Source organism: Nocardia fusca NBRC 14340, assembly GCF_001618425.1.
Classification (GTDB): Bacteria; Actinomycetota; Actinomycetes; order Mycobacteriales; family Mycobacteriaceae; genus Nocardia; species Nocardia fusca.
In genome coordinates this window covers 144,303-167,952 of sequence record NZ_BDCU01000040.1, presented here as the reverse complement: position 1 = coordinate 167,952, position 23,650 = coordinate 144,303, and the positions used below count along the sequence as shown (strand labels likewise).

Annotated in this window: 27 protein-coding genes; 12 read left to right on the top strand and 15 right to left on the bottom strand. The window is 70.5% G+C overall.

What is annotated here, in order from left to right; translation table 11 throughout:
- Positions 1-30: 30 nt before the first annotated feature.
- The gene (locus NF4_RS25865; RefSeq protein WP_063129977.1) at positions 31-828 is read left to right on the top strand and encodes a VOC family protein; all 798 of its coding nucleotides are present in this window, start codon (positions 31-33) and stop codon (positions 826-828) included.
- A gap of 128 nt (positions 829-956) precedes the next feature.
- Here NF4_RS25865 and NF4_RS25860 read toward each other — a convergent pair whose 3' ends face one another.
- The 6 genes from NF4_RS25860 to NF4_RS25835 all read right to left on the bottom strand — a co-directional run bounded on the left by NF4_RS25860 (position 957) and on the right by NF4_RS25835 (position 6,654).
- Positions 957-1,976, bottom strand: a complete 1,020-nt coding sequence (locus NF4_RS25860; protein WP_232330651.1) for a serine hydrolase domain-containing protein — start codon at positions 1,974-1,976, stop codon at positions 957-959.
- Positions 1,977-2,166: 190 nt separating this feature from the next.
- Positions 2,167-2,355, bottom strand: coding sequence for a hypothetical protein (locus NF4_RS25855; RefSeq protein WP_063129975.1), 189 nt, complete (start codon positions 2,353-2,355; stop codon positions 2,167-2,169).
- Between the two features lie 32 nt (positions 2,356-2,387).
- Entirely contained in the window at positions 2,388-3,470 is a 1,083-nt protein-coding gene (locus NF4_RS25850) for an Rv2629 family ribosome hibernation factor (protein ID WP_063814716.1), read from the bottom strand.
- 107 nt (positions 3,471-3,577) lie between these two features.
- On the bottom strand, positions 3,578-4,552 hold the full coding sequence (locus NF4_RS25845) for a TIGR03557 family F420-dependent LLM class oxidoreductase (RefSeq protein ID WP_063129973.1): 975 nt from the start codon (positions 4,550-4,552) through the stop codon (positions 3,578-3,580).
- Positions 4,553-4,679: 127 nt separating this feature from the next.
- The gene (locus tag NF4_RS25840) at positions 4,680-5,459 is read right to left on the bottom strand and encodes a DUF72 domain-containing protein (RefSeq protein ID WP_063129972.1); all 780 of its coding nucleotides are present in this window, start codon (positions 5,457-5,459) and stop codon (positions 4,680-4,682) included.
- A 319-nt stretch (positions 5,460-5,778) separates the two neighbouring features.
- Complete coding sequence (locus NF4_RS25835) at positions 5,779-6,654, bottom strand: alpha/beta fold hydrolase (RefSeq protein WP_063129971.1); 876 nt, start codon at positions 6,652-6,654, stop codon at positions 5,779-5,781.
- A 71-nt stretch (positions 6,655-6,725) separates the two neighbouring features.
- Here NF4_RS25835 and NF4_RS25830 point away from each other — a divergent pair, with 71 nt between their 5' ends.
- Together NF4_RS25830 and NF4_RS25825 are read left to right on the top strand one after the other, a co-directional pair.
- Positions 6,726-7,502, top strand: a complete 777-nt coding sequence (locus NF4_RS25830) for an AraC family transcriptional regulator (RefSeq protein ID WP_063129970.1) — start codon at positions 6,726-6,728, stop codon at positions 7,500-7,502.
- Positions 7,503-7,603: 101 nt separating this feature from the next.
- On the top strand, positions 7,604-8,428 hold the full coding sequence (locus tag NF4_RS25825) for a YceI family protein (RefSeq protein WP_063129969.1): 825 nt from the start codon (positions 7,604-7,606) through the stop codon (positions 8,426-8,428).
- Positions 8,429-8,467: 39 nt separating this feature from the next.
- On the opposite strand, the gene NF4_RS25820 is transcribed toward NF4_RS25825, so the two are convergent.
- Both NF4_RS25820 and NF4_RS25815 read right to left on the bottom strand, forming a co-directional pair.
- Complete coding sequence (locus NF4_RS25820) at positions 8,468-9,685, bottom strand: flavin-dependent oxidoreductase (RefSeq protein WP_063129968.1); 1,218 nt, start codon at positions 9,683-9,685, stop codon at positions 8,468-8,470.
- Positions 9,682-10,137, bottom strand: coding sequence for a hypothetical protein (locus NF4_RS25815; RefSeq protein ID WP_198165487.1), 456 nt, complete (start codon positions 10,135-10,137; stop codon positions 9,682-9,684). The genes NF4_RS25820 and NF4_RS25815 overlap by 4 nt, the downstream gene beginning before the upstream one ends.
- Before the next feature lie 216 nt (positions 10,138-10,353).
- Here NF4_RS25815 and NF4_RS25810 point away from each other — a divergent pair, with 216 nt between their 5' ends.
- The 7 genes from NF4_RS25810 (at position 10,354) to NF4_RS36870 (ending at position 15,711) form a co-directional block, all read left to right on the top strand.
- Positions 10,354-11,433, top strand: a complete 1,080-nt coding sequence (locus NF4_RS25810) for an NAD(P)H-dependent amine dehydrogenase family protein (RefSeq protein WP_063129966.1) — start codon at positions 10,354-10,356, stop codon at positions 11,431-11,433.
- Complete coding sequence (locus NF4_RS25805; protein ID WP_063129965.1) at positions 11,430-11,945, top strand: carboxymuconolactone decarboxylase family protein; 516 nt, start codon at positions 11,430-11,432, stop codon at positions 11,943-11,945. Before NF4_RS25810 ends, NF4_RS25805 begins: the two co-directional genes overlap by 4 nt.
- A 155-nt stretch (positions 11,946-12,100) precedes the next feature.
- A complete protein-coding gene (locus NF4_RS25800; protein ID WP_063129964.1) occupies positions 12,101-12,580 on the top strand; it encodes a hypothetical protein in 480 nt (159 codons plus the stop codon).
- Between the two features lie 101 nt (positions 12,581-12,681).
- The gene (locus NF4_RS25795) at positions 12,682-13,770 is read left to right on the top strand and encodes an NAD-dependent epimerase/dehydratase family protein (RefSeq protein WP_063129963.1); all 1,089 of its coding nucleotides are present in this window, start codon (positions 12,682-12,684) and stop codon (positions 13,768-13,770) included.
- A 9-nt stretch (positions 13,771-13,779) separates the two neighbouring features.
- On the top strand, positions 13,780-14,619 hold the full coding sequence (locus tag NF4_RS25790) for an SDR family oxidoreductase (protein ID WP_063129962.1): 840 nt from the start codon (positions 13,780-13,782) through the stop codon (positions 14,617-14,619).
- Positions 14,619-15,347, top strand: coding sequence for a hypothetical protein (locus NF4_RS25785; protein WP_063129961.1), 729 nt, complete (start codon positions 14,619-14,621; stop codon positions 15,345-15,347). The genes NF4_RS25790 and NF4_RS25785 overlap by 1 nt, the downstream gene beginning before the upstream one ends.
- Before the next feature lie 64 nt (positions 15,348-15,411).
- Complete coding sequence (locus tag NF4_RS36870; RefSeq protein WP_232330650.1) at positions 15,412-15,711, top strand: hypothetical protein; 300 nt, start codon at positions 15,412-15,414, stop codon at positions 15,709-15,711.
- 306 nt (positions 15,712-16,017) lie between these two features.
- On the opposite strand, the gene NF4_RS25775 is transcribed toward NF4_RS36870, so the two are convergent.
- The 4 genes from NF4_RS25775 to NF4_RS25760 form a co-directional block, all read right to left on the bottom strand.
- Positions 16,018-16,908 carry an NAD(P)-dependent oxidoreductase gene (locus tag NF4_RS25775; RefSeq protein ID WP_084533456.1) on the bottom strand — a complete coding sequence of 297 codons (891 nt, stop codon included), beginning with the start codon at positions 16,906-16,908 and terminating at the stop codon, positions 16,018-16,020.
- Positions 16,909-17,085: 177 nt separating this feature from the next.
- Complete coding sequence (locus NF4_RS25770; protein ID WP_063130009.1) at positions 17,086-17,781, bottom strand: NUDIX hydrolase; 696 nt, start codon at positions 17,779-17,781, stop codon at positions 17,086-17,088.
- A 52-nt stretch (positions 17,782-17,833) separates the two neighbouring features.
- Positions 17,834-18,478: a transcriptional repressor LexA gene (lexA, locus tag NF4_RS25765; RefSeq protein ID WP_063129959.1), complete on the bottom strand. Its 645-nt coding sequence runs from the start codon at positions 18,476-18,478 to the stop codon at positions 17,834-17,836.
- 113 nt (positions 18,479-18,591) lie between these two features.
- Positions 18,592-19,185, bottom strand: a complete 594-nt coding sequence (locus tag NF4_RS25760; protein ID WP_063129958.1) for an NADPH-dependent FMN reductase — start codon at positions 19,183-19,185, stop codon at positions 18,592-18,594.
- Between the two features lie 241 nt (positions 19,186-19,426).
- Here NF4_RS25760 and NF4_RS25755 point away from each other — a divergent pair, with 241 nt between their 5' ends.
- Both NF4_RS25755 and NF4_RS25750 read left to right on the top strand, forming a co-directional pair.
- Positions 19,427-19,888, top strand: coding sequence for a GNAT family N-acetyltransferase (locus NF4_RS25755; protein WP_063129957.1), 462 nt, complete (start codon positions 19,427-19,429; stop codon positions 19,886-19,888).
- A gap of 17 nt (positions 19,889-19,905) precedes the next feature.
- Positions 19,906-20,727 (top strand): hypothetical protein, encoded by an 822-nt coding sequence (locus tag NF4_RS25750; protein ID WP_063129956.1) that lies wholly within the window; start codon positions 19,906-19,908, stop codon positions 20,725-20,727.
- A gap of 20 nt (positions 20,728-20,747) precedes the next feature.
- On the opposite strand, the gene NF4_RS25745 is transcribed toward NF4_RS25750, so the two are convergent.
- Genes NF4_RS25745 through NF4_RS25735 form a run of 3 tightly spaced genes read right to left on the bottom strand, consistent with a single transcriptional unit; the run spans position 20,748 to position 23,643 of the window.
- A complete protein-coding gene (locus NF4_RS25745; RefSeq protein ID WP_063129955.1) occupies positions 20,748-21,725 on the bottom strand; it encodes an SCO2521 family protein in 978 nt (325 codons plus the stop codon).
- Position 21,726: 1 nt separating this feature from the next.
- Positions 21,727-22,728, bottom strand: a complete 1,002-nt coding sequence (locus NF4_RS25740; RefSeq protein WP_063129954.1) for an SCO2522 family protein — start codon at positions 22,726-22,728, stop codon at positions 21,727-21,729.
- Positions 22,729-23,643, bottom strand: a complete 915-nt coding sequence (locus tag NF4_RS25735; RefSeq protein ID WP_063129953.1) for an SCO2523 family variant P-loop protein — start codon at positions 23,641-23,643, stop codon at positions 22,729-22,731.
- Positions 23,644-23,650: the final 7 nt, after the last annotated feature.

Genomic DNA, 23,650 nt, shown 5'->3' with positions numbered 1-23,650 from the left:
GAACCCGAAACGGAACACGGAGGACACGCAATGCCGATACGTGAAACTCCCTGGCCGGCCGGCACCCCGTGCTGGACCGACTGCCAGGTCGACGATACGAACCGCGCCCGTGAGTTCTACCGCGACCTGTTCGGCTGGGACATCGCCGACAGCGCGCCGGAAGCCGGCGGCTACCTGATGGCGCTGCGCGACGGTCGCCCGGTCGCCGGAATCGGCCCCAAACCGCCCGGGCAACCGATGCCGTCGGCATGGACCACCTATATCGCCACCGACAATGCCGACGACACCTCCGCCGCGATCGTGGCGGCCGGCGGCACCGTGGTCATGGCACCGTTCGATGTGCTGGATGTGGGGCGGATGCTGGTGGCCACCGATCCCACCGGGGCGGCGTTCGCGGTGTGGCAGGCCAAGCAGCACTTCGGCGCGGCGGTCTACAACGAGCCGGGCGCCTACTGCTGGAACGAACTGCACACCGACGGCTATCAGCGCGCGCAGGAGTTCTACGCCCAGGTGTTCGGCTGGACGTTCACCGAGATCGGTGACGGGGTGAACGTCGACTACGCGACCTTCGCTCTTGCTCCCGACGGGGAACCGGTCGGCGGTCTGAACGATTCCACCAAGAACCCGGGCGCCGGGCCGTCGTACTGGTTGAGCTGGTTCCAGGTCGAGGACACCGACGCGATCCTCGCCTCGGCGACCGGTCTGGGCGCGACCCTGCTGATGGGCCCCGACGACAGCCCTTTCGGGCGGATGGGCGTACTCAGCGCGCCGCAGGGCGAAACCTTCGGCGTGATCGATACCGCGCAGGCCGCCGAGATGCCGTCCTGACCGCCCCGCCCGGCCGCCGTCCGGGGCGGCCGGGCCGGGCGTGCGGGGTTGCGGGGTTGCGGGGTTGCGGGCGCAGCATGCAGCGCGGTGCCACCGGCCGGGTGGGATGGACGGACAGGCGTGGTCGTTCACCCACACAGGGCGTGGGTGAGCAGGTCGCGGACATCCACGGTGGAGGGTGTACCGGTAAAGGAGAAGGTGACCGCGAGCTCTGGGGCAGCGGCGCCGGACATGGCGGAAAAGCCGTGGATGCTACCGAGGTGGCCGACATATTGCAGGCCGCACGGTAGCCGGGTGTATGCGATGCCGAGCCCGTAGGACATGCCGTCACCGCGGCCCATGTCGACCCCGTCGAGCATCTGCGGCAGCTGGGTCTGCGGCACCACCCGACCGGACAGCAGCGCGAGGAAGAATCGATTGAGGTCGGCGCCGGTGCTGACCAGCGCGCCGGCCGCCCACGGCAGCGACGGCTCCACCCGCGTCGCGTCGGTAACGGTGCCGTCGATGGTGGCGTAGCCGGTCGGATGCGGGTCGCGCAGACCGGTTTCTCCCGTGGCCGGCAGGTAGGTGTCCCACAGTGCCAGCGGAGTGAGAATGCGGTCGCGCAGCTCGTCGGTGTAGCGGTGTCCGGTCACCGCCTCGATCAGCATGCCGGCGACGATGTAATTGGTATTCGTGTATTCGAATCGAGTGCCCGGGGCGAACTGCGCGGGATTCCGCAGGGCGGCTGCGATCTCCTGTGCGGGGGTGTAGGTGCGGCCGTCCTTCGCCGCCTCGTACTCGTTCGTCTCCGGGGTTCCGGGCAGTTCGGGCAGTCCGCTTCGATGGCCGAGGATCTGGCGGACGGTGAGGGCGTGCTCGTCCACCCCGGCACCGGTGAGCAGACCGGGCAGGTACGCGTCGATCGACCGGTCGAGGTCGATCCTGTGTTCGGCGACCAGTTGCAGCACAATCGCGGCGGTGAAAGCCTTGGTGACGCTACCGACCCGGACATGCTGGGGATGATCGGTCGGCATCGGGGTCCCCGCGGCGATATCGGACAGGCCGGAGGCGGCGACGGCGGTCGCGTCGTTCTCGGTGAGCGTGGCAATGGCCCCGACAGCACCCGAGCGGATCACCGCGTCGAGGTCGCCGTGCACTCTGTCCATGCGAGCGGCAGCCACCGAAGGTACCGGGGCGGGCTCGACCGAGCTCGTCGTACAGGCGGACAGGAGTACCGCCGCTGCGCAGACCGGGAGAACGATGGCTCGTATACCCATGATCCGATGGCTACGGGTGGTGTGCGACGACGGCACCGCGCGGCCGCGATCGGCCGGCGTGCGGTGCCGACGGAGCCGGTCAGACGCCGCGGTCGCGGCGTTCGGTCCGGTCCACGCGTTCGTTCGCCAGATTGTCGTCGTCGGCCGGCGGCTCCGGGTCGTGCCATTCCTCGGCCCGGCTCGACCGGTTACCCCGCGGGGTGCCCTGTAGTTCGTGGGCCAGCTCGTCGTCGCGGGCCGGACCGTGTTTGCTGCTTCCTCGCTCCATATCGTTCTCCTGCCTCGTTCCGTGGGGTGGGTTCAGGCGTAGCGCAGCAGCGCCCCCACTCCCTCCCGCGGCGCGGTCTCCGCGCCGATCGGGGTCACCGTGCCACCGCGGACCAGCGCCGCCACCGGCAGCGCCTCGTCCGCGCGGCAGGTCGTGCCGGTGGCCGTGCCCGGGGCACCGAGCGCGGCCGGGTCGCGTAGCGGCCCGGGATCCATGCGGACGGTGCGATCACCGAGTGCGGCGGCATTGATCAGCACGTTCTCCGCGTTGGCGGCCAGCAGCGCGCAGACCGTTTCGGACAATCCCGTGACGGCCAGGCCCTCGTCGCGGCCGTGGGCCTTGTCGAAACGCGCCGTGATCTCCGCGCGTTGCCGGTCGGCCTGTTCGGTGACGACTTCACGGACCGCGTCGTCGAGTTCGCTCTCGCCGGAGCCCTCGGCGCGGCCGCCGGTCTCGACTTCCACCACTCGCGCGCCGGTGGAACCCAGCGCACCATGGACCGCGGACCGGGTGTCGGCCTCTCCGGCCAACACCACCACCTGCGCGTGGACGCGCTGGGCGACCCGGGTGAGTTCCTCGGCGACCTCGCCGGCGTTGCGCCGGGCCGTCTCCTCCACCCGCCGCTGCATCGAACGATGCGACCAGCCGCCACCGTGGCGCACCTTGTGTATCGGATGCCCGGTGCCCTCGACCGATTCCTCGACGACCTCGCCGTGCTCGTCCACGCCGTACATATCCGAGCCGACCCGGTCGACGACCGCCACCGCGTGCGGTACCTCGCCGGCCTCGTGCTCGATGAGCGGCAGCAGGTACGGCAGTGGAGAGACCCGCACGATCTCCGGCTGCGGACGCCCGGGTAACCCCCGGTCGATGAGCACCGACTCGGCGTCGGCGACGAGGAACCGCCCGGCCCGGCCCGGCTCGGGCGGGCCACCGGTGACCGCATCGCCGAGCACCGTGATCATCTGTTCCGAAGCGCCCTCGGCGGCCAGCCGCTCGGCGAGCGCCCGCCAGCGCAGAGCGCGTTGCCGTTCGGCATCCTCGGTGTCGTGTTCGGCGTCGATGTACAGCGAGGCGAACGGTCCGGGTCGTTGCGCTACTTCTCTGATACTCATGCCAGTCACGGCGGGCGCGTACCCGGCCACAGCGGATCGAATCCGGCTCCGGCGAAATCACCGGCGCCGGCCGGCAGCGGCAGCCGGGCAGCTCTGGCCCGGCGCGGTCAGGCCGGTTGCGGACTCAGTTTGCGCAGCGGTTCGTCCAGTTCCATGCGGTAGAAATCGATGAACCCGTCCGGGTCCGGCCCGGCGTTCTGCATCACCAGATGATCGAAACCGGCGTCCACGAACGGCTGCGCGACGTCGAGGTAGCGCTGCGGGTCCGGCCCACAGGCGAAGTTCTCCAGAATGTCCTCCTCGCGAACCGTCGCCGAGGCCGCCGCGAAATTCACCGGGTTCGGCAGTTCGCTCATCACCTTCCATCCGGTGAGTGCCCAGCGCGAGGTGTCCAGGGCGGCCCGGGCCGCGGTGTGCTCGTCGGGCGCCCAGGCCATCGGCACCTCGGCGTAGCGGGGGCCGGTGCCGCCCGCCGCCTCGTAGTCCGAGACCAGGTGCGGTTTCGGTTCGGTGGCGAAAAGCCCGTCACCCAGTTCGCCGGCGATCTCGGCGGCGTGGCTGCCACCGGCGGCCACCGCGATCACCGGCAACTCGTCGGGCAGGTCGAACACGCGGGCATCGGACAGCTTCAAGAATTGGCCGTCGTAGGAGCGGTAGCCACCCTCCCACAGCGACCGGATGATCTCCAGCGCTTCCCGCAGCAGTTGGTGGCGGCCGGCGACATCCCCCGGGAACCCTTCACCCACGATGTGTTCGTTGAGCCGCTCCCCGGCGCCGAGACCCAGGGTGAACCGGTTCTCGGACAGGATCGCGAGCGTGGCGGCCGCCTGCGCGATGATCGCGGGGTGGTACCGCACCGTCGGACAAGTGACCCCGGTGGCGAGTCCGATCCGCTCGGTCTCGGCGGCGATGGCGCCCAGTACGGTCCAGGCGAAGGGGGAGTGGCCCTGGTTGTCCAGCCACGGGTGGAAATGGTCGCTGATCTCGACGAAATCGAATCCCGCGGCTTCGGCGCGGACGGCCTGCCGGACCAGTTCGGCGGGGCCGAAGCCCTCGGCGGCGAGTTTGTAGCCGATCTGCATGGTTCCTCCGAACGCTGTAGTCGTCGATGGCCACCGCGAGTTCGGTCTCGCGGCGGGCGGCGTCGGACGCAGGCGCGATACCCGGTGGGCCGCGCGGGAAACGGGAACGGTTCGGCGCGGCGCTCCGTCAGGTCGGGGGGTAGGGGGGAATGCCGGTAGGTGTGCGCGTCACCGTGGCGCCGGCCCGCGTGGCGAGCGCCGCGAACTCGACGGCGTCCCGGACGGCCGCGCCACCGGGGTCGTTGTTGAAATAGACGAAGACGTCCTCGGTGTCGGACCAGGTGCCGGTGAGGCGCTCGGCCCAGGTGTGCAGGGCGCGCGTCCCGTAGCGGGGCGCCGGGGCCGCCCGCCCCCGATGCAGTCGCAGGTAGCCCCAGTCGGTGGTCCGCCAGCGCGGGGTCACCGGGCGCGAGCCGGCGTCGGCCCAGCAGAGTGCGGCGCCGTGGTCCTCGAGCACACCGTGGATCCGCGGCGACCACCACGAATCGTGCCGGGGCTCCACCGCGACCCGGATATCGCCGGGGAAACAGCGCAGGCAGGTCTCCAGCAGGCCAGGGTCGGCCCGGAGCGTCCCGGGAAGCTGCAGCAGCACCGGCCCGAGCCGTGGTCCCAGGCCGCCCGCATGCCGCAGCAACCGCGCGACCGGTTCCTCGGGGTCGCGCAGGCGTTTCATATGGGTCAGAAACCTGCTGGCCTTGACCGCCACGACGAAATCGGCGGGAGTCCGCTCGCGCCAGGCCGCGAAGGTCTCCCGGGCGGGCAGCCGGTAGAAGGCGTTGTTGTTCTCGACGGTCGCGAAACCCGCGGCATAGTGTTCCAGCCACAGCCGTTGCGGGCACCGGTCCGGGTAGAGGACACCGCGCCAGTCCCGGTACTGCCAGCCGGAGGTGCCGATATGCAGCGTCATCGCCGAATCACCGGCTCTTCGCGGCGAGGCTCGGGACCGTCGCCGCGCGGCCTCCGTCCCGGGGCCGGGTGGTGACACAGTCCACGGCCCAGCCGGACCGGTCGCCTGCGTGGGTTCATGAGTGGCGGCTACCCCGGAGGCCCACACTCATGCCCTCGGCGGTACCGCTACCGGTGCGCATCGCACCGGTAGCCTCCGCCGCCGGGACCGGCCGCCGCCGCGGACCGGTGGCCAACGAGTTTCCGGTACTCACCGGTGATTTCGGGCCCGCTGTAGTGTCCGGGTCTCGGCTTCCCGATGGAGTCGTGCCCTCCGGACGTCACCGCGCGGGCCGCCGCAGCCAGCGCCGCAGTGCCTCGGTGACCTCCTCCGGTCGCTGTTCCATCAGGAAATGATCGGCGTCGATACGCACCAGTTCGGCGTTCGGTATCTCGCGCGCGAGTTCCTCGGCGGTGGCCATCGGGATCGCGGGGTCCCGGATGCCCCAGACGACAGTGGTGGGACAGTCGATCTCGCCCAGGCGCGCACCCAGTTCCGGGCGGACCCGGACCTGGTAACCGGCCCAGAAATGGGCGTACCAGCGGCGTCCCTCGGGGGTGCGCAGCATGTCGAGGTACTGCTCGAGCCGCTCGGGCGTGAAGGTGCTGTTGCGTACATACCGGTGCAGGCCCCAGCGGTGCACGGCGTGGATCGGGGGTGCCGCGACCAGGCGCCGGCCGAGTCCGTGCCGGGCGGCAGTGGTGAACGCGCCGAAAAGCAAGGCGTAGCGCGTGACGAATGTCCCGTGGGCCCGCGAGTTGAGGATCGCCAGTCGCCGGACCCGGTCCGGATGGCGCTGGGCCAGGCCCAGCCCCAGGAAGCCGCCGTAGTCGTGACACGCCAGGTCGACGCGGTCGAGTTCCAGCGCGTCCAGCATTCGCGCGAGCCGGTCGACCTCGCTGTCGTAATCGCAGGGCAGGGCCGTATCGCGCGCGGAAGCACCCCAGCCGAGCCAGTCCGGCGCGATCACCCGACGGCCGTCGGACAGCGGCCCGATCTGCTCCCGCCAGGCCAGGTGGGACTGCGGCCAGCCGTGCAGCAGCACCAGCGGGTCGCCGGAACCCGCTGCGGCATAACACAGCCGGGCACCGTCCACAATGGTCTCGTGCCACGCCGGCGTACGGTGCGCGGCGGGGTCGATCCGATCGGTCGTCATCGGCTGCCTCCTGGGGTCGGTGCTGGTTTCTTCACCGGAATCGTCGAGTACACGCCGGTATCGTCGCCCGTATGACCACCTCGGCACTTCCGGAAACGTGCGCCGCACCCGCGCCGGCGGCGCGGCTGTGGGTGCGCTCCGGGCACGCCGTCTACCTGGGCCCCGGATTGGGCCTGGCCCCGCATTCCACCGCCCTTCCCTCGCTCGGGGTGGGGGTGGACGCGCCGTTTCGAGTGCGCGCCGGGGATGCGGCGGATATCACCGCGCGCAGTTTCCTGTTCCGGGCGCGGGTGGTCCACCATGTGACCGGCACGCAGGGCCGGATGCTGTTCTGCTTCTTCGATCCCACGAGCGCGCGGCTGACCCGCTGCCTGGGCGGAATGACCCGGACCACCGGTGAGTTCGCGTACGCCCACCAGGACGAGAACGAACTCGTCGCACTGTGCCGGCACCCGGAACCCGATATCGAGCGGCTCCTCGAACTGGCCAGCGTCCCGCTGCCGGTGATCCGGGACACGCGGATCGCTGCGGCGACGGCCACGATCCGGGCCGAGCCCGCCCGCCCGTATCGCGCCGCCGACTGCGCCCGCGCGGCCGGACTGTCGACCTCCTACTTCCTGCGCACGTTCGCCGGGCAGACCGGCACCAGCTTCCGGCGCTACGTCCAGTGGGCGCGGATGGTGCACATCGCGCGTTCCCACGCGGCGGGGCACGATCTGACCCGGGCGGCCGCGGACGCGGGGTTCGCCTCACCGTCGCATTTCAGCGATACTTTCCGGGCGATGTTCGGCCTCACGCCCACGGCCTTCGTCCGGATCGGCGGCGAACTGTCGGTCATCGAGCGGTGAAGGCAGGCACCCCTGTCGGCGGGGAGATGACGTGGGTATATTCGGCATCGGCAACTAGTTGCTTGTGCTAATCAACTCTGAATGGTGAAAAGGTGATGCCCATGCCCGGTTTGACCGGCCGCATCCACGGCGCCGACGGCTGGCCCGTACCCGACGCGGTGCTGACCGTGACGGATATGCGTGGTCGGCAGATCTGCCGCGCGGTATCCGACGAGAACGGCGCGGTATCCACCGAACCGCTGCGTCCGGGCGTGCATACCGCGGTGCTCACCGCCGCCGGTTATCAGCCCGCCGCCCGGGCGGTGCAGATCTCGTCCTCGGGCTCGGGCACGCTGGGCGAGGTGGCGCTGGCCCCGGTGGTCGAGGCCGTCGCCCTTCCCCCGGCCGGCCCGTGGACCATCGATCCGGTGCACTCCTCGGTGATCGCCACCGCCCGTCACCTGGGAATTTCCAGTATCAAGGCGCGATTCGCCGAGGTGAGCGGACGGCTCGATATCGCCGAGCGGTTCGAACAGACCGCCGGCTATGCCGAGATCAAGGCCGCCACCATCGACACCGGTATCGAGATGCGCGACACCCACCTGCGGTCCAGCGATTTCCTCGACGTCGAGAACTACCCGCTGATCTCCTTCACCAGCAACGGTCTCAGCCGCACCGGCGGCGACACCTGGGTGATGTCGGGTGTGCTCTCCCTGCACGGACAGCGCCGGCCGGTCGATCTCGCGCTGACCTACGGCGGGTTCGGCCCGGACCCGTGGGGCGGGGTCCGGGCCGCGTTCCACGCCGAGACCACGCTGCGGCGCGACGATTTCGCCATCGACTACAACGCGGTGGTCCGCGCCGGAGTGGCGGCGATCGGCACCACGGTCAAGATCGATCTGGATATCCAGGTGGTGCAGGGCGACCGGCTCCCCGAATCGGGCTAGCGGGGAGGGCAGCGGCGGTAGCCGGCGGTACCGGGCCGGCTACCGGACAGCGCTGGTGCGCCGGTACCCGTCGGCGATGGCGTGGAGTTCCTCGGCGGTCAGCACATCCTCGATGCGGTCGAAACCCTGAGGCGCCCGTTCCGCGACCATCCGCAATGCGCGATCCATCGGAATGTCCCGGTTGGCGAGCACGACGGAGTTCGCCGTTTCGCGGCGTGCCGATTCGTAGGCCGCCAATCCGACAACCGGGTCGCCCGCGCCGGCCAGTTCGGCGGCCACCGACCGGGCGTCGAGGATCGCCTGCGAACCGCCGTTGGAGCCGACCGGGTACATGGGATGCGCGGCGTCACCGAGCAGGGTGATCCGGCCGAAGCTCCAGCGCGGCAGCGGATCCCGGTCGACCATCGGGTACTCCAGGACGGTCTCGCTCGCGGCGAGCAACTCCGCCACGTCGAGGCCGGCGATCCGCCAGCCGCGGTAGTGCGGTGCGACATCGTCGAGCCGTCCGGTATACGTCCACTCGGCCTCGCCCTGGCCGGCCTGTGGCATCCGCACCTCGGCGACCCAGTTGACGAGGACCTCGTCGCTGCCCGGTGCGGCGGGGCCGAGCGGATAGGCGACGAGTTTGGCGGCGTGATTGCTGCCGGCCATCAGCATCGAGGTGCCGGTGAGGAAGCGCGCCGCGGTCGCGACGCCGCGCCACATCCGGATTCCGTTCCAGCGTGGCGGGCCCTCGTCCGGGTACAGGTGTGCCCGCACCGCGGAGTGCAGCCCGTCGGCGCCGATCACCGCGTCCGCGGTGAGCTCGATCGCGGTGTCGCCGCCGTGCTCGTCGATCGTGACGCGGACCTGCCGGTCTTCTTCGTTCGCGGCGACGAAACGGGACCCGGTCCGTACCGCGCCGGGACCGAGCCGGTCGTACACCGTATCCAGCAGCAACGCCTGCAGCCGGCCGCGGTGGACCGAATACTGCGGCCACGGGTGTCCGGCCGCCACGCCGCGCGGCTCCCGCCAGATCTCGTTGCCGAACCGGTCGTAGTGCACCAGTTCGGAGGTGGCGACCGCCCGCGCGGCGAGCGCGTCGTGTAGTCCGAGTTCGGCGAGGACCCCGGTCGCGTGCGGCAGCAGATTGATGCCGACGCCGAGCGGGCGCAGCCGCGGTACCCGGTCGATCACCCGGACTTCGATACCGGCCGCGTGCAGGCTCAGCGCCGTCGTCAGCCCACCGATCCCGGCGCCGACGACCAGCACCCTCATCGGGCCGCCGCCAGCGGCACATAGGCGGGATTGAACCGTTCGTGCAGATGCGCCACCACGGTCGACCGATGGTCGGACAGCACGCTCTCCTTGTACGCGCAGGGCATGCCTTCCTGGCCACCGGCCGCGGGCCAGCGCGTGACGCCCGCGCCCAGGACCGTGCGCGCGAGGTGGCGGCGGGCGCCGGCCAGACTGTGGCCGATGGGCAGCCGTTCGTCGGTGAGCAGGGCGGTGAGTTCGTCGTCGGTGGCCACCACGGCCACGCAGTTCCACGAGACGGCCGCGCCGCCGGTGGTGACGAGGGTCGAGTGGCGCACGACCACGGGATCGGTATCGGCACAGCCGAGCGCCGTGCGTACCGCGGGGTCGAGGTCACCTCCCGTGGTGGTGTGCTGATCGGTGAGGTCGAGTGCCAGCGGGCGGCCGATCAGCGCCTCCAGCAGCCTGGTCATCGATCCGTCAGCGCGCAGTAACATCCGGGTAACCGAGGGTAAATCGGATCCCGTTGTCTCCGTGAGGAATTCCATCACCGGGTAGACGATACGGCGGCGGCGCCTGGGCGGCATTCCCGGCGGCGGAGATATCGGCCACGCGCGGACCGGCGCGGTATCACCTGCGAAGCTGCCGATTCGCCCATTTCACAACCAAGCGCTTGTTAGAATCCGGCGATGATCTCGACGGTCGTCTGGGGGACCGGCAATGTGGGCCGCGCCGCCGTACGGGCGGTCGACGCCCACCCCGAACTCGAACTCACGGCTGTCCTCGTGCACGACCCGGCGAAGGCGGGCCGGGACGCGGGCGACCTGGCCGGGCTCGACCGGTCGCTGGGCGTGGCGGCCACCACCGATGTGGACGCGGTGCTGGCGGCCCGGCCCGGGGCGGTGGTGTACGCCGCGTCGGGGGAAATCCGGCCCGACGACGCCCTCGCCGATATCGTCCGCGCGATCGGCGGCGGCGCGGTGGTGGTGACCCCGGCGCTCTACGCCCTATACGACCAGCGCGGCGCCCCGCCCGAGGTCCGGGAACCGGTCCTGGCCGCGATCGAATCCGGCGGGGGTTCCCTGTTCGTATCGGGAATCGATCCCGGCTGGGGCAACGATGTGCTGCCGCTGCTCGTCAGCGGTCTGGGCAGCGTCGTCGAGGTGGTGCGCTGCCAGGAGATCTTCGACTACTCCACCTACGACCAGCCCGACTCCGTGCGCTACCTGGTGGGCATGGGTCAGCCCATGGACCAGGTACCGCCCATGGTGGCACCCACGGTCCCGACCATGGTGTGGGGCGGACAGGTGCGGCTCATGGCCCGAGCGCTCGGCGTCGAACTCGACGAGGTCCGCGAATCCGTCCAGCGGCTGCCCCTGGAAACCACTGTCGAGACCGCGACCATGGGCAAGTTCGAGGCCGGCACCCAGGGCGCCATGCGTTTCGAAGTGCAGGGCATCGTGGCCGGTGCGCCCCGGATAGTGGTGGAGCACATCACCCGGATCCACCCGTCGTGCGCACCGGACTGGCCCGCCCCGCCCAACGGTGCAGGGGCGCACCGAGTGATCATCGAAGGCCGTCCGCGCATCGAGGTCACCGTCGAGGCGACCGACGAGGGCGGCAACTACGCGGCCGGTGGTAACGCCACCGCCGTGGGGCGGCTGGTCGGTGCGATCGACTGGCTGGTCGCGGCCGGGCCCGGCCTCTACGACGCCCTCGATGTCCCGCTGCGCCCGGCGGCCGGAAAGCTCGGAAGGAACGCCTCATGAGAGTTGATATTCCCGAAGGCAAGGATCCCATCGGCTACGTCTGGGGCGAGATGGTGCCCGGCATCGGTCTCGCCGCCTCGAACTTCTCGCTGGCGGTGTACGCGCACACCACCCTGGGCCTGCGCGAATTCGAGGCCGCGCGGCTGCGGATCGCCCAGATCAACGGCTGCGTGTTCTGCCTGGACTGGCGGACCGAACGCGACGGACAGAAGGTGGAGGCGGGCTTCGACGCCGCCGTCGCCGACTGGCGCGGCACCGAGGTGCTCGACGACCGGGCCCGGCTGGCCGCCGAATACGCCGAACGCTACGCCCTGGACCACCACAACCTCGACGAGGATTTCTGGTCCCGGATGACCGCGCACTACAGCCAGGCCGAGATCGTGGAGCTGAGCATGTGCCTGGGCTCCTGGCTCGCCTTCGGCCGACTCAACCATGTTCTCGGACTCGACGCGGTGTGCGTGCTCCCCGGACATTCGGCCCCGAGTGCCCCCGGCGCCCGTCCCGGCGCCTGAGCCGGTTCCCGGCCCGGGACCGGTGCGATGAATCCGCGACGTCCTGGGTAACTGCGGGGTATGAAGACTCGAGACCGTATCGCCGAACCCTGGGGAGCACACGCCCGCTACGGTCCGGGGCTGTACGAACTCCGCGCCGAGGACCGAGGTGGCCGGTGAAACTGCATATCGTCATCGAGGAACTGCAGTTCTCCGAGCGGGAACTCGCCGGGGAACTGGCGGCCGTCGCGGTCCGGCACCGGGCCGAGTACGAGATCCACCACACCGCCCGGGATCTGGCCGGCTCGTCGCAGGACCATCTCCGCGAACTGGACGCGCTCGCGCCCCGGTTCGGGGCGGCGAGAGGTCACGGCCGACGCCACCTGCGGGTCCGGCTTCCCCGAGCGCGCCGGCTGCGCGGAGCGGTCGGCCGGTCTTCGGACCCGGGGCTGCGGCTCCTGCGGGACCTGCGTCGGCTGCATCAGCTCGCGGCGGGGGTGTCGGTGGACTGGGAGCTGCTCGCCCAGGGCGCGCAGGCGGCCCGGGAACCGGAACTGCTGGACCTGGCCGCGCAGTGCCACCCGGGTACGCTGCGCCAGCTGCGCTGGACCAACGCCATGCTCAAGGTGCTTTCGCCTCAGATCCTCGCGGGCTGAGCCGCGGCCCGGGGCGAGCGGCCGAACCGGAACCCGCCCGGCTGTGTCGGCACCGCGAACCCGGGTATGCCGCACACCCCGACGGACAGCGAGGTGAACATATGCGGGTGATCGTCACGGGGGCCACGGGAAATGTGGGTATCGCGGTGCTCGAGCAGCTGAGCGGTACCGGGACGGTGGATTCGATCGTGGGCGTGGCCCGGCGGAAACCGGAGCACACGCGTGCGGGGGTGGAATGGGTGGCGGCCGATATCCGCTCCGCGGATCTGGTGTCGCTGTTCCGCGGCGCCGACGCGGTGGTCGACCTGGCCTGGGTGTTCCAGCCCACGCGGCGGCCCGGCGACACCTGGCGAACCAATGTCGGGGGGACCGGCCGGGTGCTCGCCGCGGTGGCCGCGGCCGGGGTGCCCGCGCTGGTACACGCCTCCTCGGTCGCTGCCTACTCGCCCGCGACCGGTGACGAGCCGGTCGACGAGGGCTGGCCGACCGAGGGCTGGCCGGGGGCGTCCTACGCGGTCGAGAAAGCCTATGTGGAGCGGCTGCTGGACCTCTTCGAATACGAACATCCGGACTGCCGCCTGGTCCGGATGCGCCCGGCGTTCACCTTCCAGCGCGCCTCGGCCGCACAGCAGCGCCGGCTGTTCGCCGGACCGTTGCTCCCCGATCGGCTGGTCCGGCCGGGACTGCTGCCACTGCTGCCGTATCCGCGCGGGCTGCGCTTCCAGGCATTGCACAGCGTCGACGCCGGCCGTGCCTATACGGCGGCGGTGCTCTCCGACGCGCGCGGCGCGTTCAATATCGCGGCCGAACCGGTCCTCGATCGCGCCGAGCTCGCGCGGCTGCTGGGTGTGCGTACGGTCGAAGTGCCCCCGTGGCCGGTCCGGACCGCGCTGGCCGGCGCCTGGCACCTACGCCTGGTGCCCGCCACGCCCGGTCTGTTCGACGCGATGATGCAGTTGCCGATCATGGACACCACCCGGGCCCGGACGGAACTCGGCTGGCAGCCGCGGGTCAGCGCCACCGACGCGCTGCGTGAGTTCCTCGAAGCCCTGCGCGAACGCCGTGGTGGCGACACGCCGCCGCTGGCCCCCGACGCCGGGGGAGTGGCGCGGCACCGTGAGTTCACCTCCGGCGTCGGTGGTCGCGATCCGGTCGACGACCGGCTGTGTGATAGCGATCCGTCCGGGTAGCCGCGCCCTATGGCTACTATCGCTCCCTTACCGAAAGAACGTATAGGCGCGCCGCTACGGGCCGTGGTGACCGGCTCCGATTCGGGGATCGGCCGGGCGATCGCGGTGGCGCTGGCCGGCGGCGGTGTCGATGTGGGGATCACCTACCACTCGGACGAGGCCGGCGCCGTGCATACGGCGGGGCTGGCCCGCGACCGGGGTGCGCGCGCCGCTGTCCGGCAGATGGACCTGGACGATCTGCCCACGAGTACCGCCGCCGTGGACGAACTCGCCGACGAATTGGGCGGAGTGGATGTGCTGGTGAACTGCGCCGGTACCGGCTCCGCGCAGAAGGCGATGGATATGGACTTCGACACCTGGCGGCATGTGCTGTCGGTCGACCTGGACGGCGCATTCCTCTGTACGCAACGCGCCGTGCGGCATATGGCCGAGGCCGGCCGCGGCGGGCGGATCATCAATATCACCAGCGTGCACGAGCACGCGCCCAAGGTCGGGGCGGCGCCCTACTGCGCGGCCAAGGCGGGCCTCGGTGCGCTGACCAAAGTGCTGGCGCTGGAACTGGCCGAATACGACATCACCGTGAACTCGGTGGCGCCCGGGGAGATCGCCACCCCGATGACCGGGCAGGAGGACGCCGATCCCCGTGAACAACCCCGGCCGGGGCTGCCGCTGGGCCGGCCCGGCCACGCCGAGGAAGTCGCCTCCGTGGTGGCCTTCCTCGCGACCCCCGCCGCGGGATATGTGACCGGAGCGTCCTATGTCGTCGACGGCGGCATGCTGCTGATGGGGCCGCAGTCCAGCCAGCTCGTCGGAGACGAGGGCTGGCGTGATCCGAAGGGAAACTCATGATGACCGATCGACTGACACTCGCTCCGGTGTCGGCGCTGGTGCGCGGCGCGTTCGACGCCGGTGCCCATCTCCGGCACGCCCGTTTCTTCCACCCGCGCGGCGTCCGGCTCTCCGGCCGGTTCCGCGCCGAACCCGAATTCACCCGGCTGTTCGGCGAGGGCGACCGCGCGACCATCGGGCGCCTGTCGAAAGGGGTGGGCACCCCCGGCGGGATCCCGGATGTCCTCGGCCTCGCCTTCCGGGTGCTCGATATCAACGAGAAGCCCTGGGATTTCGCACTGGCCACCACGGGGCAGCGCCCGATCGCCCGGCTGTCCCTGACCGTCGCGCGCGGCTGGGACAGCGCGCGGTTCGGCAGTCTGCTGCCCTACCAGTGGGACGATTCCGCTCCGCTCTGGGTGCTCGCCGAGCCGGACCCGGGGCTACCCACCAGCACCTCGCTGTCGGCCCTGGCGCGGCATGTGCACGAGCACCAGATCGGGTACACGATCTCGGTCGCCGGTTACGGGCCCGCGCGCCAGACCGTCGGCCACTTGGCGCTGCGCGCGGCGGACCCGGGCGAACATCGCACGGATTTCTACGATCCCGTGCTCAACCACCCCGCCGATGTGGCTCTACTTCCCCGTGCGGTGCAGCGGCTGCGGGAATCGGCCTACGACGGCAGCCGCCGTGGTCGCGGCGTCGAGAACCGGGAAACCGGCCGGGTCGAGGTGGACCCGCACCGGTGACGGCGGGCACGAGGAAATCGGCGGCGAGCTGTTTGCGCGGCGGGGTCCGGGAAAACACGCGACCATGAACGAAACCGAGGACCCCGGCACGGAATCCCCCGAGATCGCCGAGTGGGCGAGCAGTGCGATTCCCTCGACCGGCGAACAACTGGACGAAGACGAACTGGCCGCCGACCCGCTCGAGGAGGGTATGGATCCGCCCGACCACTGGTCGGCCGCGGACCGGTACGCCACTACGCCGCGGGAGCAGCGAGAGGGTGAACCGATGGAGCGCCGGCTGGCGGAGGAAGAGCCCGATATCGTGCCGGAGGGCCAGCGCTCGGCCAGCCGGCCCGACGCGCAGCCCGGCACCGCGGGGCCCTGAGCGGGGACAGCGCGGTGACGCGGCCGCAACGGCCCGGTCGGCGATTTCGCAGTGCGTGATCGGGTGCCGGCGCTGTGGCGGGCGTAGTGCGCAGTGCCCCGGTTCTGCCACTCGTCACGGCGTCGCGAGTCGGGGCCCCGGACTTACCGAACCCTGGGCGAGTTCAGTGCGCCGGTAGTCCGCCCGTAACCGGGCGGGCAACCGGCGCGGTCCGGGCTTCTTCGGCTTCCCGCCTTCGAACGCAGAACGCCGAGGTGGCCCGACCGGCGACTCGGTGATCCACACCTCCGCCGCGCGGCCCGGACGTCAGGCAGCGGTGCGGGGGCGCGGATTCAGGCTTTCGAAGGCGCGTTCGGAGCTCTGCGCGCCGTGTCCGGCCGCGATCTGACGGTCCACGAGATCGCGGACCGGGCCGATGATATCGAGATCGACCCCGGCGTCCCGGCTGGCCGACACGATGGCGTCCAAGGCGGCTTTGGTGAACGTCAGCGGCTGCAGTACCTCGGAGTAGTCGCCGGTATCGATCTGCGCTCCGGCCGCGGGCAGTGACGGGAGCACGGCGGCCAGCCAAGACGCGGCCCGGTTGCCGAACTCCTCGGCCGACATTCCGATATCGCGGACCATGGCCGCACCGTGGTAGTAGCCCGCGAACATTACGTACATGCCCGAGAGCAGGGCGAAGTCGACCACAGAGGCACGACCGGCATCGCTGCCGAAATACTCCGCGGTACCCAAGATTTCGAGCGTCTCGCGATAGGTCTGAAAGACGGCGGACGAGCCGCTGTAGAGCAGTGCCGACCCCGGCCGCCCGATCATCGACGGGGTGGCCATGATCCCGCCGTCGAGATAGGGGATGCCCAGCGCCGCCGCCCATTCGGCCAATTCCCTGGCCCCGGCCGGTTCCGTACTCGTGAGATTCACCAGCGCATGGTCGGCCGGCCACTCGCCCACCGGATCCAGAACCTCGTGCACCGACCCGTGGTCGAACAGACACGCGACGACGAGAGTGCTCGCTCGCACGGCCTCTTCCACCGTCGCGGCGCGGGTAGCGCCGCGTGCGACCAGATCGGCGTCCTTCCCCGGACTGCGGTTCCAGACGGTGGTCGGGTGTCCGGCGGCAACGAAGGCCGCGGCCAGCGCTCGGCCCATTGCCCCCAGGCCGAGCACGGTCACCGTCGTCTGTGTAGAAACTGTCACTGCGCGCGCTCCTGTGGTCGTCCGCTCTTGTTCGGGTGGCGTCGGGGCGCCGAGGACGATTCTTTGGGGTCACTGCCGCTGAGACAAGTACCCACTAATTAGTGGGGTACTTACCTATTCGTTAGCGGCCGTGGGCCGCCCGCCGGGTCGCGGGCACCGGTGCGCGGGCGTGAGCGCTCAGTGCCGCGTCCAGATGGGCTGAGCGAAGTCCGCGACCCGGGCCGCCTTCGGTTCGCTGCCCAGCAGCACCACCTCGCGGAACTGCCAGAGCAGGGCGCCGGTGGGGGCGTGGATCGTCATATTCGGGCCCAAGCGCATCTGCAGCAGGCCGGGTTCACCGGGCGGGGCGTCGACCGCGGGGGCGCCGTCGTGCATGCGGGCGGAGTCCGGCAGCACCCAGTGCGGAGTGTCGTCGGCGGCCAGCCGGTCGAAGGCGGCCCGGTGGACCGAATGGACTTCGTCCGCGTTCGGGTGCAGGCGCGTGATATCGGACAGCGTCGCCACCAGGGGAGTGATGGCGAATCCGGAGCTGGCCGGAAAATCGTCGAGCGTGCCGAGTACGTCCTCGGGGCCGGTCGTCAGCCCGAGTTCTTCGTGCAGTTCGCGCAGAGCGGCCTGCTGCGTGGTCTCGCCCGGTTCGACGCGGCCGCCGGGCAGCGCCCACTGCCCGGCGTTGCGGCCGCGATAGGCACGTTTGATGACCAGCACCGACAGCGATCCACCGGTTTCGACCACGCACAGCACCACGGCGGCCCGGCGCAATCCGTCGGTATCGGGTACCGCTATCCGCGGGAACACTGCCAGCCGGGCTCGGGCGAGGGTGCGGAAATCGTGGAGATTGTCGGGGACCCGTGGTCCCGGGTCTGTTCCCATACGTTCGATCATGCACCATCGGCCCGCGGCCGCCGGGCGGTGGGCGCGGCGTTCACATACGCCGCATCACCGAGACGACCTTGCCCAGCACCACCGCGTGGTCGCCGTCGATCACCTGATAGGCAGGGTTGCGCGGTTCCAGGTACACGTGACCGGCGCGGCGGCGGAACACCTTGACCGTCGCCTCCCCGTCCAGCATCGCGGCGACGATCTCCCCGGTCTGCGCGTCGGGCTGGCGGCGCACCACCACGATATCGCCGTCGCAGATGGCCGCGTCCACCATCGAATCGCCGCGCACCCGCAACCCGAACACGGTGCCGCGGCCCACGAGTTCCCGCGGCAGCGTGAGCACATCGTCGGTGTGCTCGTCGGCGAGGATCGGCGTACCCGCCGCGATATCGCCGACGACGGGGACCGCGACGGCATCCCGGGCGGGTTCCGCCCCGGCTCCGGCGTTCAGGAACAGCCGCACGTCCATCGGCCGGGAGACTCCGTCGCCGCGGCGCAGGAAGCCCTTCTCCTCCAGACTTTTCAGATGCTTCGACACCGAGGACGAGGAGCGCAGCCCGACGGCGTCACCGAGCTGGCGGGTATTCGGCGGGTAACCGTGCCGCACCACCCATTCCCGTATCGCCGCGAGGATGCGGCGCTGGCGTTCCGGCAGGGCCGAGGTGTCGAGGTGGTCGTATTCGGTCACCGCGACATCGTATGACCAGGCGTGACAGCCGCTTACGGGGTATCCGTCCCTGTCACCTCTGCCGGGCTGCGCGGCCGCCGGGGGTGCCAGGCCGCCGGGCGGCGGGCCCGGGCTCAGTGCGCCGCGTAGGGCCGCGCCGCGCGAGCGGTACGCAACGCCTCGCCCCACCAGACGAGCTGGTCGAGCAGCGTGGTGGCCGCGGTCTCGGCGCCGGAGCCGGGGGCCAGCGCGCCGGTATCGTCGCGCTGCCCCCAGGGGTTGTGGAAACTGACGGTGTCGCGGACGGTGACGGCGTGCAGTTCGGCGAACACCGTGCGCAGGTGCTCGGTCGCGCGCAGCCCGCCCGAAATACCGCCGTAGCTCACGAAACCCACCGGTTTGGCCTGCCATTCCGCGTGGTGCAGGTCGATGAAGTTCTTCAGGGTGCCGGGATAGCTGTGGTTGTACTCCGGCGTGATCACGACGAAGGCGTCGGCGGCGGCGAGCGTCTCCCGGGTCCGGGCGAGGCCGGCGGCGGGCGCGCCGAAGGTGTGCGGTAGTTCGGTGTCCGCGATATCGATGGTGGTGGGTGCCAGCTCGGCGCGCAGCGATGCCCTGGTCAGGAACCAGTCGCCCACGGCGGGTGCGAAACGGCCGTCGCGGCTGCTGCCGATGATGACCGCGACGCGCAGGGGTGTGCCGGCGCCGGATGTGGCGGCGATATCCATGTTTCCTCCAGGGTGTGCCGGGCGGGCGGGTGCGCCGCTCCGGCACCCACTCTGAATCCTCAACTAATGTTCAGGTCAAGTCGGAATTCCGGCCTCCTGTGACAGACCGCCGCCGGCGGGTATGCCGACGATAGAACGTGGCGCATCACGGAACGGTTGCGCGAGCTCTACACTGGCGCGGTCGGCGAGCCGACGTTCTAGGCTGGTAGCGGACGGCGTATGCCCTGGGACGAGGGAGCACATGGATATCGCGGAGGCGCCACAACCGGTGTACCGGCAGGCCCGCTTTGCCGATCTCGAGGACATCGCGGCCATCGAGGCCGAGGTGTTCGGTGAACCGTACCTGTACCTGATGCTGCGCCAGCTCTACGACCTGCACGGTTCGGAATGGCTGGTCGCCGAGGTCGCGGGCACGGTCATCGGGTACGCGCTCACCCTGGAGAAGTCCGGACGGGCGCTGCTGTTCACCTTCGCCGTGGCCAAGCGGTACCAGGGTGCCGGTTTCGGTCGCGCGCTGCTGAACCAGACCCTGCACATATGCCGCGAACTGGGTACCGGCACGGTGTACCTCACGGTCCGGCCCGACAATCATCCCGCCGGAAATCTGTTCAAACAGGCCGGTTTCGAGTTCGTCGAACACGACGAGCGCTACTTCGGGCCCGGGGAGCCCCGCGACCTGTACGAATTCCGACTCCATCCCTGAACGCTAAACTGGCTCGTATGGGCGAGATCTCGCCGTTCGTGGCGTCGGTCTCCACCAGGATCGCCAGGCACGCAGCGGCTTACACCGCCGAGCTGGATGCCGCCGCGCATCCCGAGCGGATGTCACTGGACACCTTCGCCGTGCACGTCGAAGCCGTGCTCGACGATTACGATCCGCCCAGCGCGCGTCGCCGTCACTCCGACACATTGGTCTTCCCGCACCTCTACGGCGCGGCCCGCGATCCCCGCCCCGATGAGGAGGGCTGGCGGGTTCCCAGCGCGGTACCGGCCGCGCTCATGGCCGCCGAGGTCGAGTTCCGCGGTCCGCTGCGACTCAGCGCCCGGCAGAACACCCTGCTGGCCGAGGAATACGAGGCGATCGGTGCGCAACTGTCGGAGGTGGGCCTGGCCACCCACGCGGCGCTGGCGTTCCGCCGCGCCATGGCGTTGTACCGGGTGAACGAGGACGACGAAGCCGAGGACCGCTGCGGCCTGCACCTGGCGCGTGCGAACACCCGTGGACTACCGCACGGGTTGCGGCGCTGGGCCGGACAGGCTTCCTATCTCCTGTGTGGTCACGGGTACCGGCCCTCGTGGCTGCTGGGCTGGGTGATCCTGCAGATGCTGGTGTTCACCGGTGTGGCATTGCTGCTGGGTGGGAAGGCGGTCGACGACACGGTCTACATGGGCGTCACCGGTTTCCTGAATCCGCCGGGCCCCGGTGATACGCAGGACTTGCCCCGGGCCGTGCGGACGCTCTTCGTCGTCGAGGCCTGGACCGGCGCGGTATCGATGTCGGTGTTCTTCGCACTGCTGGTCCGGAAGTGGTTCCGGATGTAGCCGGGGCTGTGGCGGGCGGATCACCACTCCGCGTCGAAGATCTTGTGCCGCAACGCCGACAGCGTGGCGACCGCGATATTGTCGCGTAACCGGCCCACCAGCGTGTTCCACTGCCGGGAGAAACCCGGATCGTTCTGCAGATCCTTCCACAGCGCGCGCAGTACCGGCGGCGTATGCGCGCCCGGCATCCACAGCCCGGCCAGATGTTCGAGAGCGGGCGCCAGAATATCGATCCGTTCGCGGCTGTGCGGGGCGAACCGGTCCGCTTCGTCGAGTGCGTCGGCCAGTACCGTCAGCAGCCAATCATGCGCGGCCAGATCCTCGCAGAACCGTTGCGCCGCCTCCAGATCGGTTTCGTCGCGCACGATCAGCCGCACCGAGCGGACGGTGTCGTCGTCCAGGTGCAGGGTCGCGGCCGGACCGCTGCTGCCGCCGACCCGGGCCGTCCAGCGCAGTCGGGTCGTCCCGGCCTGCACCGGTGGGTTCTGGTCCAGCCGGGAGTCGGCCCGGACCCGGGCCAGCAGCCGTTCACTGATCGACGCCAGGTCCAGCGGGGCGGTACCCGGCAGCGGGTCGGCGGCGAGATAGCCGTCGGCCAGGACGTTTCCCGCCGCCATCCGCTCGGGAATCCGGGTGACGACCTCGGTGACCCCCTTCTGGCTGATGTAGTGGGACCAGGTCTGGCGGCGGCGTTCCGCGGCCCGCACCACCCGGGTGCGCGCCGAGGACTGCAGCACCCGCCCGCCGGCCAGCGCGAGACTGGTGGCCACGGTGCCGACGATCCGGGCGGGCTGCTCACCCAGCCGCAGATCGCAATCGACCCCCACCGCCGTGGTGGGGGACAGGCCCAGTGTGCCCGGTCGCTCCCGCCACCGCACGCCGCAGCCGGGCAGCAGGGCCAGTAGTTCCCCGGCCTCGGCTCGGGTCAGCGCGGTGGAAGACGGCAGCAGGCAGGTGCGTACCTCACCGAGGACGACCAGGGGCGCGGTCGCGGCCATCTCAGGACCCGTCGAGTAGCAGGTGGGACAGCCGCTCGCTGATCTTGCGCGAGACCACCACGCCCTCGGCCGCACCGGTCGCGATGACCTGCGCGAGCACGTCCTCGTCCAGGTCGAGATGGTCGAGCACCAGCCGTACCGCGTGTTCGATACCGAGATAGCGTTTGGGCAGCATCGACAGGGTCTGATACGCCGCGAACGGCGCCGCGTCCGGGGTGAGCTGCACGACCGGCGGCACCTCGTGCCAGCGGCGCGGCCACGGCTCACCGTGCCACTGCTGCGGATCCACCACGGCGGCACCGTGGTAGCGCAGCATGCCCAGCCGCAGCAGATGCCAGACCGCGGCCAGGAACGGGCAGGACCAGCGGGTCACCGTGACGCCGTCGACGAGCTGGGTGCTCCACAACTGCACGTCCAGGAAGATGGAATGCTCGCGGCGGCCGAACTCCTCGGGCGGTTCGTAGGTGCGCCCGCGCATGGCCTGCGCCGGTTCGTGTTCGGAGGACCGGCGGCCGTTGCACAGCCACCCCGATTGCGCGGTCGGCGGTCGCCGCCCGGTATCGGGCGGCGCCGGTTCGGCGACGATCCGCGCGGCCACCATCTCGGCGACCGGGATCGGCTCACCCAGCGGTACCCCGTCCATGAACTGCGAGGTCTGCCAGCAGCCCGACTCGCGGGCCAGATAGTCGATGGTGAGCCCGGCCGCGTCGGCGGCGGTGAGCAGTTTGCCGAGGACTTCGGCGGGATCGGTATCGGGCTGGAAGTAGTCGTCGATCAGATAGCAGGTGCTGACCCGGACGTCCGGGCCGAACCGGACGCGGGCGGATTCGGTGAACGCCGCGACCAACGGCACGATCCGGCGGAACTCCTCCTTCACCCGCTCGAGGTCGCCCAGGAGGTCGTTGAGATAGAAGTGCCCGACCTCGATCGACAGATGCGAGAGCGGAACCGGGGCGACCCAGGGCTGTTCGGTGGCCTCGGTGTAGACCTGCCTGTCCCGCATCTAGAGCCTCTCCCAGCTGGCGACGTCCAGCAGGCGCCGCGCGAGTTCGGTGTAGGCCTGCGCCGTTTCGTGGTTGGCGATATGGGCGTTGACATCGCTGTCGAGGATCAGCTGCTCCCGCCACTGCAATACCGGTTCCATCGGCGTGGCGCCCAGTACCGCGGTCGCGCCCAGCCGGTTGGCGGTGGCCAGCCGGCGCAGCGCGACATCCTGTTCCTGCAACCAGGCCGCCTGCGCCGCGCGCTGCGCGGTGAGATGCGAGTTGGCGGCGGGTACGGCGGTGCGGATATAGCGGGTCGAGCCCAGCAGTTCGTCGGGATCGTGCCCGCAGGCCGCGCCGGTCTGCAGAAGTCCGTGCGGACCGTAGACCAGGCCGGCCGCCGCCAGGATGTGCTGGCGGGTCCAGCGGTGGAAGATCAGCCAGCGCGCTGTCCGGCGACGCAACTGCGGGAGCGCGGTCGCCTGTAGCGCGATCTCCAGCGCGACCGACCGGCCCGCGCTCAGATCGACGATCACGACCCGGAACTCCTGCTCCAGCGCCACCAGCAGTTCGGCGCAGCGGGTCACCACCGCGTCGTCGGCGGTGAGGAATTCGGCGCCGCCCTCGTCGCCCGGGAACAGCACCAGCCGCCCGGAGCGGGGGGCAACCCGTTTGAGTTCGGAACGATCGGTGGCGGTGCCGACATCGACCCGGGCCGCCGTCCCGGTCTGCCCGAGCAGATAGGAATGCACCCCGCCGTCGGCGATACCCCGTTCGACCGTGCCGATCTCGAACAGCGCCCCGGCGGTCGGCGACCCGAAATCGAAATCCACATAGGCGACGTTCCGGCCCGACATACACAACCGGTACGCGATATTGCAGCTGGTCACCGAACGTCCGGTGCCGCCTTTGTCGGAGGTGGAGAATACGAGCACCCCGACC

Bases quoted from the DNA above. Each gene is read 5' to 3' on its own strand.
- NF4_RS25865 (WP_063129977.1), top strand. From the start codon at position 31: ATGCCGATACGTGAAACTCCCTGGCCGGCCGGCACCCCGTGCTGGACC.
- NF4_RS25860 (WP_232330651.1), bottom strand. From the start codon at position 1,976: ATGGACAGAGTGCACGGCGACCTCGACGCGGTGATCCGCTCGGGTGCT.
- NF4_RS25855 (WP_063129975.1), bottom strand. From the start codon at position 2,355: ATGGAGCGAGGAAGCAGCAAACACGGTCCGGCCCGCGACGACGAGCTG.
- NF4_RS25850 (WP_063814716.1), bottom strand. From the start codon at position 3,470: ATGAGTATCAGAGAAGTAGCGCAACGACCCGGACCGTTCGCCTCGCTG.
- NF4_RS25845 (WP_063129973.1), bottom strand. From the start codon at position 4,552: ATGCAGATCGGCTACAAACTCGCCGCCGAGGGCTTCGGCCCCGCCGAA.
- NF4_RS25840 (WP_063129972.1), bottom strand. From the start codon at position 5,459: ATGACGCTGCATATCGGCACCTCCGGCTGGCAGTACCGGGACTGGCGC.
- NF4_RS25835 (WP_063129971.1), bottom strand. From the start codon at position 6,654: ATGACGACCGATCGGATCGACCCCGCCGCGCACCGTACGCCGGCGTGG.
- NF4_RS25830 (WP_063129970.1), top strand. From the start codon at position 6,726: ATGACCACCTCGGCACTTCCGGAAACGTGCGCCGCACCCGCGCCGGCG.
- NF4_RS25825 (WP_063129969.1), top strand. From the start codon at position 7,604: ATGCCCGGTTTGACCGGCCGCATCCACGGCGCCGACGGCTGGCCCGTA.
- NF4_RS25820 (WP_063129968.1), bottom strand. From the start codon at position 9,685: ATGAGGGTGCTGGTCGTCGGCGCCGGGATCGGTGGGCTGACGACGGCG.
- NF4_RS25815 (WP_198165487.1), bottom strand. From the start codon at position 10,137: ATGACCAGGCTGCTGGAGGCGCTGATCGGCCGCCCGCTGGCACTCGAC.
- NF4_RS25810 (WP_063129966.1), top strand. From the start codon at position 10,354: ATGATCTCGACGGTCGTCTGGGGGACCGGCAATGTGGGCCGCGCCGCC.
- NF4_RS25805 (WP_063129965.1), top strand. From the start codon at position 11,430: ATGAGAGTTGATATTCCCGAAGGCAAGGATCCCATCGGCTACGTCTGG.
- NF4_RS25795 (WP_063129963.1), top strand. From the start codon at position 12,682: ATGCGGGTGATCGTCACGGGGGCCACGGGAAATGTGGGTATCGCGGTG.
- NF4_RS25790 (WP_063129962.1), top strand. From the start codon at position 13,780: ATGGCTACTATCGCTCCCTTACCGAAAGAACGTATAGGCGCGCCGCTA.
- NF4_RS25785 (WP_063129961.1), top strand. From the start codon at position 14,619: ATGACCGATCGACTGACACTCGCTCCGGTGTCGGCGCTGGTGCGCGGC.
- NF4_RS36870 (WP_232330650.1), top strand. From the start codon at position 15,412: ATGAACGAAACCGAGGACCCCGGCACGGAATCCCCCGAGATCGCCGAG.
- NF4_RS25770 (WP_063130009.1), bottom strand. From the start codon at position 17,781: ATGGGAACAGACCCGGGACCACGGGTCCCCGACAATCTCCACGATTTC.
- NF4_RS25760 (WP_063129958.1), bottom strand. From the start codon at position 19,185: ATGGATATCGCCGCCACATCCGGCGCCGGCACACCCCTGCGCGTCGCG.
- NF4_RS25755 (WP_063129957.1), top strand. From the start codon at position 19,427: ATGGATATCGCGGAGGCGCCACAACCGGTGTACCGGCAGGCCCGCTTT.
- NF4_RS25750 (WP_063129956.1), top strand. From the start codon at position 19,906: ATGGGCGAGATCTCGCCGTTCGTGGCGTCGGTCTCCACCAGGATCGCC.
- NF4_RS25745 (WP_063129955.1), bottom strand. From the start codon at position 21,725: ATGGCCGCGACCGCGCCCCTGGTCGTCCTCGGTGAGGTACGCACCTGC.
- NF4_RS25740 (WP_063129954.1), bottom strand. From the start codon at position 22,728: ATGCGGGACAGGCAGGTCTACACCGAGGCCACCGAACAGCCCTGGGTC.